Consider the following 10640-nt stretch of genomic DNA (forward strand, 5'->3'; position numbering starts at 1 on the left):
TCATGAGTCTCGCTTCTTTTTTTTAGTGAAGTACTTACAGAAGTATCACATGCCTACTAAGCATATACCTTTTCTTTGCGTGTATTCTCTTGTAAATTCGCTTGTTTTTACTCTCTATTAATAAATTTTTATAATTTTGCGGCTTGTTTAAAAAAGTGTAAACTTATAACAATGAAGCATAGTTTTGATTTTCAGCCTAAGCTCGTGACGGCGCTTAGGAATTATTCCAGGGAAAAATTCTTTTCCGATTTGATGGCAGGTGTTATTGTGGGTATTGTGGCGCTGCCTCTGGCAATCGCTTTCGGTATCGCGTCGGGTGTCAGTCCGGAACAGGGATTGATAACGGCGATTATTGCGGGTTTTATTATTTCCTTCCTGGGAGGCAGTACCGTTCAGATTGGAGGACCGACGGGCGCGTTTATTGTAGTGGTGTACGGCATTATCCAGGAGTTCGGTATGGAGGGACTGGCCATTGCGACGGTGCTGGCGGGAGTGATGCTGCTGTTGATGGGATTTTTGAAATTGGGCACGGTGATCAAGTTTATCCCTTATCCGATTATCGTGGGCTTCACCAGCGGTATCGCTCTGACTATTTTTACTACGCAGATGAAGGACTTGTTCGGATTGACGATGGAGAGCGTCCCCGCCGATTTCCTTTCCAAATGGGTAGCTTATTTCAAAAGTGCTTCTACTGTGAATATATGGTCTGCGCTGGTCGGCATAGCGAGTATCGTGCTGATTGTGATTACGCCGAAATTTTCCAAAAAAATACCGGGCTCTTTGATTGCGATTGTGGTGATGACGCTGTTGGTATGGGTAATGAAGACTTATTTCGGGATTACCGGGATCGAGACTATCGGCGACCGCTTTGTAATCAACGCTTCGTTGCCGGAACCCGACATGCCGGGGTTCACTCTGAGTACGGTAAACCGCCTGTTCCCGGTGGCATTCACGATCGCCATACTGGGAGCCATCGAATCGTTGTTGTCGGCTACGGTGGCAGACGGTGTGACGGGCGACAAGCATAATTCCAATACGGAACTTATCGCGCAGGGGGCTGCCAACATCGTGGTGCCCTTTTTCGGCGGTATTCCCGCAACGGGGGCGATAGCCCGTACGATGACGAATATCAATAACGGCGGCCGCACGCCGGTGGCAGGCGTGATTCATGCGATTGTGCTGTTGTTGATACTTCTGTTTCTGGGACCTTTGACGAAACATATTCCGATGGCCTGTCTGGCGGGAGTGCTGGTCATCGTGTCATACAATATGAGCGAGTGGCGCACATTCCGCTCTCTGTTGAAGAACTCGAAGGCCGATGTCGCCGTATTACTGACGACTTTTATTCTGACAGTGATCTTCGATTTGACGATAGCGATAGAATTGGGTCTGTTGCTGGCGATGCTTTTATTCATGAAGCGGATGAGCGAAACGACCAAAGTATCGGTGGTAAAAGACCGGATAGACCTTTCTTCCGAAGGGGAAATATACCACGAGGATGAGAAACTGGATTTGAAAGAAGGGGTGGAAGTGTATGAAATCGACGGCCCCTTTTTCTTCGGAATCGCCAATAAATTCGACGAATGTATGAAAGTATTGAGGGATAAACCCAAAGTCCGTATTATCCGGATGCGTAAAGTGCCCTTTATGGACACCACGGGATTGCACAACCTCGAGAGCCTGTATCGTTTGTCGGAAAAGGAAAAAATCCGGATCGTCCTTTCTGGTGTGAATGAAAACGTGAGAAAGGTGCTGGAGAAATCGGATCTGTATCACCGTATCGGAGAGGAGAATGTTTGCAGCAATATCAATGAGGCGCTGCAGAAAGCGAACAGTTATTTATAAGCGGAAAATTATGAGGAAAAGAATAGTTGTTGTTTTAATCTGTACATTGTTGCTGCCGGCTGCGGGCAGAAGTCAGGCTTTCGTGAAATCGGCGAACGGGGATTTCGAGTGGCGGCTGATAGGACGTATTCTGATGGATGCCGGATTCTTCCGGAGCGATTCGACGAAATTGGGGAACGGTGTCGTGCTGGGGGATGTCAGATTGGGAACAACGCTTCGTTTCCTTCAGCATTGGACGGGAAAAATCGAGGCGGGCTATGCGTATGACAAGCTGGCGCTGAAAGATACATATATCGCATACAAGCAAGGCAACCATACGTTGAAGGCGGGGTATTATTTCGAGCCTTTCGGTACCGAACTTCAGGTATCGACGGCTGCCTATCGTCTGATGAACATGGCGACGACCAGCACGGTGCTCGGTGACGGGCGCAAGCTGGGCTTCACCTATCAGTACACCCGGGAGAAACTGGTGGTGGTTGGCGGCTTTTTCGGAAACACCAGTTTGGAAAACTCCAAGGAAGGGGATGCGGGGTATACGCTGACGGCCCAGGTGATTGGGCGTCCGGTGTATGAGGAGGAAAAGGTGGTACATATCGGCTTGTCCGCGCATTTCAGCGATCCGGACAAGGAGACCAAAGACAAGTTGGTATACAAGGGCGGGGCTCCTTCGTATGTATTCAATAAGGAGAAAAACAGATTTTTGCAGGCTGAAGTGACCCGGGTGATCAATGAATGGCGGACGGGTGCCGATGTCATCGTGCTTTACAAGCGGTTTTATTTCCAGAGTGAGTGCCTCGTGAATCATGTCAACCGCTACGACGGACGGAATTATACCGCAAAAGGCGTGTATACCCAAATCGGCTGTCTGTTCGGAGGAGACAATCAGTATCGCTACGATCGGGCGAACAGCTGGGTGGACAATCCCAATCCGAAAAATATAGAAGTGCTGTTCCGGTACAATCTTACGGACCTAGATGACGGAAAAGCCGGCATATACGGCGGACGGGCGCAGGACATCACTTTCGGGGCGAACTATTTCTTTAACGACTACGTGGCGGCGAAACTGAATTATACATCGGTATTTACGAATAAACACGCCTTGAACGGAAAAGAGAATGTGAGTTTCATTCAGGCACGGGTGCAACTGCGTTTTTAAGGTTTCCCGCCTCTTATTTCTCGACAGTCACCCGGAAATCCCCGTCGAGCTTCACTTTCCCGCTGAACGTATTCCCCTCGGCGTCTTTGAATCCGCTTAGGTTTCCCGTCTCTTTTTTGAGGACGAGTGTTTCCACCTGCTTCTGGGTCAGCTTCTTTTCTGCAATGACCAGGGGTATCAGGAAGTCGCACGATTTTTTATAAAGGGTACATCCCCATGCGGTTTTCCCTTTGACGATATTTCCGTTCCCGCACTTGGGACAGGTCAGCGTGATTGGTTCGGCTGGGGCTTTGGGGAGCCGTTTCTTCTTCTCTTTCGGGGTTTCCTGCTCATCCTCCTCTTCGGCGACGGCAATGGTTTTCGCGGAAGCGTGTTTGACGAAATGCACGATTTCATTCACCATGCTTTTCAGCTCCTCCATAAAATGGGTGACGTCGTATTTCCCGTCTTCGATCATGCGGAGTTTCTTTTCCCATTGCCCTGTCAGTTCTGCGGATTTCAGCAGATCGTTCTGGATGGTATCGATAAGCTCGATGCCGGTCGGGGTTGCCAGAATCCGTTTCTTGTCCTTGCGTATATAGTGGCGTTTCAGCAGGGTTTCGATGATGCCGGCACGGGTCGAGGGACGCCCGATTCCGTTCTCTTTCATCAGGTCGCGGAGCTCCTCGTCTTCCACCTGCTTGCCTGCCGTTTCCATCGCCCGGAGCAAGTCGGCTTCCGTGTAGTATTTGGGCGGCTGGGTCTCTTTTTCCTGTATCTCGGGAAGGTGAGGTCCGTGTTCCCCCTTCTCATATACGGGCAGCACGTTTTCCTCATTCTGCTTGTCGGCGGTGTTGCCGAAAACCACCCGCCATGCCGGGTCGATAATCTGTTTTCCCGTCGCTTTGAACTCCTCTTCCCCGACTTTTGCCATCACCGTCGTATTGGCGACCTCGCAATCCGGATAGAAGACGGCGATAAAGCGTTTGGCCACCAGGTCGTAGACCCGTTTTTCGTCCGGGCTCATGTCGTAGGTGAAAACGCCTGTCGGGATGATGGCGTGGTGGTCCGTAATCTTTTTGTCGTTGAAAACCTTCGCGGATTTGCGGATCTTGCCTCCTGTCAGAATGGGAGCCGTCAGCGCCTCATAGGGCTTTAATCCCTTGAGAATACCCGGCACCTTCGCATACTGGTCGTTGGGCAGAAAATTCGTGTCCACGCGCGGATAGGTGGTCAATTTCTTCTCATACAGCGATTGTATGATTTTTAATGTATTTTCCGCCGTGAAAGCGTACTTCTTGTTGCACTCCACCTGCAACAGGGTCAGATCGAACAGTTTCGGGGGATGTTCCATGGCTTTCTTGCGCTCCACGCTGGTAATCTCCAGCTCCGTGGCGGCAATCTTCTGAATCATGGCTTCCGCCTCCTCCTTCGTCGTGAAGCGTCCTTTTACGCTGGAGAAAATCCCTCCCCGGTAATTGGTTTTGATCTCCCAGTAGGTTTCGGGTTTGAAATTCTCGATGGCTTTCTGGCGGTCTACGATCAGAGCCAGTGTCGGAGTCTGCACCCGTCCGATGGAGAGCACGTTTTTCCCGCTCCCGTATTTCAGCGTATACGCCCGGGTCGCGTTCATGCCTAATAGCCAGTCTCCGATGGCTCGCGCGGAACCGGCGGCATAGAGCGTGTCGAATTCGCCGGCATCCATGAGTTTGTTGAAACCTTCCTTTATGGCTTCCTCTGTCAGAGAGGAAATCCAGAGCCGTTTGACGGGTACGCTGCATTTGGCCTTTGTCAGCACCCAGCGTTGTATCAGTTCTCCTTCCTGGCCGGCATCTCCGCAGTTGATGACCGTTTCGGCTTTCCCGACCAGCTCCTCGATGACGGCGAACTGTTTTCTGATGCCTTCGTCGTCTATCAGCTTGATGCGGAATTTCGACGGAATCATGGGCAGTACGCTCAAATTCCACTGCTTCCATTTTTCCGTATATTCATTGGGTTCCTGTAGACTGCACAGGTGTCCGAAGGTCCATGTCACACAATAGCCGTTCCCCTCGAAATAGCCGTTCCTCCGGACGTTGGCGCCCAGAATAGCAGCAATCTCTTTTGCCACGCTCGGCTTTTCGGCAATACACATTTTCATATTTATTGCCTGCTGACTTATTTTTGGGAAAGGAGGTTGGTAATAATGCCTACGCACCGGTCGATGCCGATGACGGAAGAATTAAGGCAAAGATGGTAGGAGGCTGCGGCCCCCCAAATATGATCCGTATAATAATTGTAATAGGTGGCACGGGTCTTGTCGGTTTTCCTCATTAGTTCGAGGGCTTCCTTTTCGCTCATCGGAGTTTGCCGGATAATCCGTTGTATGCGGTCTGTTTCGGTGGCATGAATGAATATGCTTGTCGTATGCGGGTCGTTTTTAAGGATATAATCGGCACAGCGCCCTACGATGACACAGGAATTTTCCGTTGCGATTTTCCGGATGACATCGGATTGTAACTGAAACAGGGTAGCGTTCGTAAAACAATCGCTGGGCTGATAGAGGGGAGCATTCATGGAAAAACCCATAGCGAAAGCCTGTAATAAACCTCCGGACGTTTTTTCGTCGGCTTTTTCAAAGAGTTCCGGGCAAATGCCGCTTTCTTTGGCTGCCAACTGGATTAATTCTTTATCGTAATAAGCGATGTTGAGGTGTTCGGCCAGTTTTTTCCCGATTTCCCTGCCACCGCTTCCGAATTGGCGTCCGATGGTGATAATAACTTTTTCCATGATATAAGCTATAGTTTCCGCAATAATAGTAAAAAAAGCGATATTCGGCAATTTTCTTGGGTAAGAAATGGTATATTTGCTCGGCGTTTAACTTTGATATGCAGAAAGATTAATGAGTAAAACTATGAAGTCGGATTTGAATAAGATGAAAACCTCTATCGCTCATTTACCTATAAGCAATCAGGAAGATTTAAAGGTGATTGTAGCGACAATTTTGGAACAAGTATTGAATGTGGAAATGATTATCCTGTTCGGGAGTTATGCCAGAGGGAGTCAGGTTGCTTTGGACAGACGGATGGAATATGGCATATCGACTTCGTATAGGAGTGATTACGATATTTTAGTGGTGGCAAGCCGTATAAAGAATGAACCGGCTTTTGCCAAAAAACTAAATGGGGTAAGTACTATTTTCAGACGGAAAACCCATTCGGACATTCGGCTGGAGATTGTATACAAGACTGTGGATAAAGTGGTGGATTTTCTGGAAAAAGGGGATTTCTTTTATGCAGAAATACGGAATGAAGGTATTATGTTGTATGATACCGGTTCTTTTATCTTACCGACACCTCGCCAGCCGGAGCTGTTTGAAGTGGAAAAACAGGCGAGGAATTTTTTCCAGGATTTTTTTCATAAAGGCGAACGTTTTCTGAAAACAGCCAAAGAGTTTGATTATCCTGACGAAGAGTACAAAATGGCTTCTTTTCATCTTCACCAGGCGTGTGAGAGTTTTTTTTATGCCATTAGTCTGACATTCGGATTGTATAAACCGAAAGAACATGACCTCAGGATGCTGATGGATTTCAACCGCCGTTATTCGGAAGAGATTATGCATGTATTCCCTCGCGAAACGGAGGAAAACGAGCATTTGTTTGAATTACTGAGGGCTTCTTACATTCAGTCGCGTTATAATAACGGCTTTGTGGTAAACAAAGAAGATGTGGAGACCTTGATTCAGTGGATGGAGCGTTTCAGAGACCTCACCGGCGAGTTGTGTATGGATAAATTGAGCGAGCTGGAAAGGTTGGCAGCGGAACAACAAGCTAGTTATAAGCGTTTGTCGTAAACAATATTGCTTTCTTTTAAGGTCGGGCACCAATCTGTTTTGGTGTGGCTTTTGTCACAGAAAGGTTTGTGTTGTGAATGGCCGCAATGACAAAAGGCGGCGGGGGGATTATTTTGTCCTTGACAGTTCTTTTTTGCATCACGATTTATTATCGGCGTAGCGAAGATGGCATATTCTTTCATGGTGGTACTTTTATATGCCTGTTATACTGAAATTGGCAAAAAATGGTTGTAGGACGGGTACTAAAAAATGTTCTACCAACTTCCGCTGGCGCCTCCGCCACCGAAGCTCCCGCCTCTGAAACCGCCGAATCCCCGGTTGCCGGAACTGCTTCCGCCGCTTAATCCTCCGCCGAGACTTCCCCAGAAGATGAAAGGCCCGCTCCCCTTGCCTTTGGATTTAAAGCGGGAAAACAGGATGATAAGTAGGAAAATGACGACGAAAATTCCCGTAAAGATAGCTTCTCCCCACTCGTCGTTCCCGTATTGGTCGGTGCTGTATTCACCGGAGGTTAATTTCATCAGAATATTTGTCGCTTTGTTGATACCGTCGTAATAGCGGTCGTTCTGAAATTCCGGAATAATTTCGTTTCGGATAATCCGGGAAGCAATGGCATCCGGTACGGCACCCTCCAGGCCGTAGCCTACGGCAATGGCCACCTGTCCTTTTTCTGTGCGGGTTTTAGGTTTCACCAGCAACAGAATGCCGTTGTTTTTCCCTTGTTGCCCGACGCCCCATTTTTCTGCTAACCGCTGTGCATAATCATTGGCTTCATAACCGTTCAGACTGGGCACCGTGGCAACTGAAATCTGGGTGGAAGTCGTATCATTGAAGTTTTGGAGCTTCTCTTCCAGACGGTTCTGCTCCGCTTTGGAGAGCAATTGGGTGTAATCATTGACCAATCGCGGAGGAACCATCGGGTCCGGAAAATCCTGTGCAGACACATGGGTGATGCACAGCCAGAGCAGAATATGGAGCAGGGCGTATTTCATGATATGGGAATATTGTATTAAAACTCAACTTTGGGGGCGTTTTCTGCGCCGCTTGTCGCTTCAAAATAAGGTTTAGGGGTAAATCCGAACATCCCGGCCACGATATTGCGGGGAAATTTACGGATATCTGCATTATACGTTCTCACGACTTCGTTGAATTTTCTTCTCTCTACGGCAATCCGGTTTTCCGTTCCTTCGAGTTGTGCCTGCAATTCCAGAAAATTCTGATTGGCTTTTAAATCCGGATAGCTTTCGGATATAGCCATCAGGCGTGACAACGCCGAGGAAAGTTCTCCCTGGGTCTGGTTTAACTTTTTGATTGTGGCTTCATTCAGGTTGTCGAAATTGATTTGTGTCTGAGTCGCTTTCGCCCGGGCATTTACCACATCCGTAAGCGTCTTTTCTTCATGGTTTGCATACCCTTTTACCGTATTGACCAGATTGGGAATCAGGTCTAAGCGGCGTTGATATTGGTTTTCGACATTAGACCATTGTTCCGAAACTTTTTCACTCATTTGTACCATGCCGTTGTAGCTTCCTTTAAACCAAAAGAAAATGCAAAGGAATACAACAACAATAGCGATTAAAACAATATACCCTTTTTTCATCTCTGTGTTTTTTTATATGAATCAATCTTTGTTTACGGATTTTCTATGCGAATTCCGTGCCGAAATATGCAAAATCGGACTTGAATAGTGTAATTATTGAATAAGAAGTATCATTAGGTAAAGTATATACAGCAAAATAAAAATGATTCCTTCCCATTTTTCTATGCGGCGGCCCTTCCCGGTGAAAATGAACAGAAAGAGCAGCAAAGTGGCTAAGATATTGACAAAAATATCCGTCAGGTCGGCGCAACTCATCGGTATGGGACGAATGACGGCCGATGTGCCGAGAATCAGGAACGTATTGAAAAGATTGGAACCGACGACATTTCCGATAGCCATGTCTACGTTTTTTTTCCGGGCGGCTACCAGAGAGGTAGCCAGTTCCGGCAGAGACGTGCCGACCGAAAGGATGGTGATGGCGATGACACGCTGGGAAATGCCCGCTGCTTCCGCAAGGCTGACGGCTCCTTTGACCAGCAATTCTCCACCGGTGATTAATCCTGCGATGCCGACAATGATAAATAACAAGGCTCGTAGTATGGAATAAGGTTTAATATCAATGGTTTCGCACTCTCCTTTGCGGGCTAACATGAGTGTATAGGTAACAAAAACGAGGAAAAAGCAGAGGAAAATGATACCTTCCGTCCGGCTGATGACATAAGAGGCGGGAACAGGCCAATGGTCATTGCAAAACGTGACAAAAAGCAGGATAGAGGCGAAAAGAGCCATGGGGACTTCTACCCAGGTCGTGGTCTTCTTGATACCGATGGGATAGATGACGGCGGTTATGCCGAGAATCGCCAGTATATTGAAAATATTGCTTCCCAGTACATTGCCCAAAGCCAAAGCGGAGCGGCCCTGTACGGAAGAGATGACATTCACGACCAGTTCGGGGGTAGAGGTACCGAACGCGACAACCGTCAGCCCGATAACAATATTCGGTATATTTAACCGGGCGGCCAGTGCGCTGCCGCCGTCCACCAGTTTGTCTGCGCCGTAAATCAGGATAACAAAACCTGCGAATAATAAGATGATATTTAAAAGCATAGGTCAAAAATATCTTTTATTAACGAGATGGAAAAGATAAAGTTTGTTTTTCCGTTCGCATATAAAATTTAGCTATATTTGTGACGTTGTGGCAGAGTGAGTTGCCATAGCGGACATATTTTTAAAGCGTTTAGATTTATCCTTATATCGAAAATCGCCAATTTTCAGCAAGAAAGGATAAACAGTACAAACGCTCACGTTTGCCGTATATATGTAATGTATATAAGGGTCAGGCGTGGGATACTGTTTATTTTCTTGCGGGTGTTTGGCGATACCTCGATATAGATAAACTAAAGTTCCCACGCTTTCTTTTTATTATAAACCCACCTTTCCGGGGACTTTCAAGGTGCTAAGTAATTTCTTGATATGAAAAAATTAATCAAGTGTGCCGGAAGGCGACATGTGTTTATTTTGTCGCTCTTTCTTGTTGTAATGATTTTTTCCGGTCTGTTTTCTCCGCCCGTTCTCGGAAACAACATCCGTATAACGGGTAAACCCCGTGTTGTCAATATCGTCGGCGATACGGCTTTTGTGGAACTGAATCTCTCGTGGGACAACTCCTGGCGGGATGATTTCAACTGGGATGCCGCGTGGGTGTTCCTTAAGTACAAGAAACGGGGAGCCACCGAACCCTGGCATCACGGTTATCTCACCCGCGAAGGACACGAAGCCTCCCCACAAAGCGGAAACGAAGGCGGTCAATACGCCTTCATGTTTGGCGAAACAGGTTCCGGCAGCAGTGCCAAAGTCACTGGCGTTTTCCTTATGCGGGATGCTGTTTCAGACGGGAACGTCAGTGCCCGCCTGCGGCTTAAATGGCTTATCAAGGCCAACACAAAGAAAACACTTACAGCCGCCGATTTCGGTGATAAACTGGATAAAATATACGTCGCTACACACGCCATCGAAATGGTTTATATCCCTTACGGCAGTTATTACCTCGGAGATAACTATTCCGCATACAGTTTTGCGAAATCCGGCGTATCTCCCTGCCTCATTGATTCGGAAGCGGCAGTGACTCTGAATACAGTTAATCCGTCATCTACGTCTGTCTCTTTGGCCTCTTATTATCCCAAAGGCTACAACGGGTTCTACCTCATGAAATACGAGACCAGCCAAGAACAGTACATGGAGTTTTTAAACTCTCTTACCCTAACACAACAGAAAGCGCATGTGCCAAA

General features: G+C 47.6%; 10 protein-coding genes. 4 read left to right on the forward strand and 6 right to left on the reverse strand.

The features are described from left to right. Positions 1 to 171: 171 nt before the first annotated feature. Together NFR61_RS10675 and NFR61_RS10680 are read left to right on the forward strand one after the other, a co-directional pair. Positions 172 to 1845, forward strand: a complete 1674-nt coding sequence (locus NFR61_RS10675) for a SulP family inorganic anion transporter (protein WP_251623928.1) — start codon at positions 172 to 174, stop codon at positions 1843 to 1845. A gap of 10 nt (positions 1846 to 1855) precedes the next feature. Next, a complete protein-coding gene (locus NFR61_RS10680; RefSeq protein ID WP_251623936.1) occupies positions 1856 to 3001 on the forward strand; it encodes a porin in 1146 nt (381 codons plus the stop codon). Between the two features lie 13 nt (positions 3002 to 3014). On the opposite strand, the gene NFR61_RS10685 is transcribed toward NFR61_RS10680, so the two are convergent. Then, entirely contained in the window at positions 3015 to 5120 is a 2106-nt protein-coding gene (locus tag NFR61_RS10685) for a type IA DNA topoisomerase (RefSeq protein WP_251623938.1), read from the reverse strand. Positions 5121 to 5137: 17 nt separating this feature from the next. Then, positions 5138 to 5752: a cytidylate kinase-like family protein gene (locus NFR61_RS10690; RefSeq protein WP_251623963.1), complete on the reverse strand. Its 615-nt coding sequence runs from the start codon at positions 5750 to 5752 to the stop codon at positions 5138 to 5140. 121 nt (positions 5753 to 5873) lie between these two features. Between NFR61_RS10690 and NFR61_RS10695 the strand changes: the two genes are divergently transcribed. Beyond that, positions 5874 to 6812, forward strand: a complete 939-nt coding sequence (locus tag NFR61_RS10695) for a HEPN domain-containing protein (RefSeq protein ID WP_251623941.1) — start codon at positions 5874 to 5876, stop codon at positions 6810 to 6812. Here NFR61_RS10695 and NFR61_RS10700 read toward each other — a convergent pair. The 4 genes from NFR61_RS10700 to NFR61_RS10715 form a co-directional block, all read right to left on the reverse strand. Next, positions 6794 to 6994: a CDGSH iron-sulfur domain-containing protein gene (locus NFR61_RS10700; protein ID WP_251623943.1), complete on the reverse strand. Its 201-nt coding sequence runs from the start codon at positions 6992 to 6994 to the stop codon at positions 6794 to 6796. The two genes, NFR61_RS10695 and NFR61_RS10700, sit on opposite strands and share 19 nt — an antisense overlap. A gap of 72 nt (positions 6995 to 7066) precedes the next feature. Next, complete coding sequence (locus NFR61_RS10705) at positions 7067 to 7804, reverse strand: TPM domain-containing protein (RefSeq protein ID WP_251623950.1); 738 nt, start codon at positions 7802 to 7804, stop codon at positions 7067 to 7069. A 17-nt stretch (positions 7805 to 7821) separates the two neighbouring features. Next, positions 7822 to 8412 carry a LemA family protein gene (locus tag NFR61_RS10710; protein WP_251623952.1) on the reverse strand — a complete coding sequence of 197 codons (591 nt, stop codon included), beginning with the start codon at positions 8410 to 8412 and terminating at the stop codon, positions 7822 to 7824. A 93-nt stretch (positions 8413 to 8505) separates the two neighbouring features. Next, positions 8506 to 9459, reverse strand: a complete 954-nt coding sequence (locus tag NFR61_RS10715; RefSeq protein ID WP_251623959.1) for a calcium/sodium antiporter — start codon at positions 9457 to 9459, stop codon at positions 8506 to 8508. Positions 9460 to 9825: 366 nt separating this feature from the next. Between NFR61_RS10715 and NFR61_RS10720 the strand changes: the two genes are divergently transcribed. Then, positions 9826 to 10640, forward strand: an 815-nt coding sequence (locus tag NFR61_RS10720; RefSeq protein ID WP_251623961.1) for a formylglycine-generating enzyme family protein, incomplete at its 3' end; no start/stop codon positions are given.

It is taken from the genome of Odoribacter lunatus (genome assembly GCF_943193135.1).
Lineage (GTDB): Bacteria > Bacteroidota > Bacteroidia > Bacteroidales > Marinifilaceae > Culturomica > Culturomica lunata.

Coding starts and splice junctions, on each gene's coding strand:
- NFR61_RS10695 (WP_251623941.1), top strand. CDS start 5,874: ATGAAGTCGGATTTGAATAAGATGAAAACCTCTATCGCTCATTTACCT.
- NFR61_RS10705 (WP_251623950.1), bottom strand. CDS start 7,804: ATGAAATACGCCCTGCTCCATATTCTGCTCTGGCTGTGCATCACCCAT.
- NFR61_RS10675 (WP_251623928.1), top strand. CDS start 172: ATGAAGCATAGTTTTGATTTTCAGCCTAAGCTCGTGACGGCGCTTAGG.
- NFR61_RS10685 (WP_251623938.1), bottom strand. CDS start 5,120: ATGAAAATGTGTATTGCCGAAAAGCCGAGCGTGGCAAAAGAGATTGCT.
- NFR61_RS10715 (WP_251623959.1), bottom strand. CDS start 9,459: ATGCTTTTAAATATCATCTTATTATTCGCAGGTTTTGTTATCCTGATT.
- NFR61_RS10710 (WP_251623952.1), bottom strand. CDS start 8,412: ATGAAAAAAGGGTATATTGTTTTAATCGCTATTGTTGTTGTATTCCTT.
- NFR61_RS10680 (WP_251623936.1), top strand. CDS start 1,856: ATGAGGAAAAGAATAGTTGTTGTTTTAATCTGTACATTGTTGCTGCCG.
- NFR61_RS10700 (WP_251623943.1), bottom strand. CDS start 6,994: ATGAAAGAATATGCCATCTTCGCTACGCCGATAATAAATCGTGATGCA.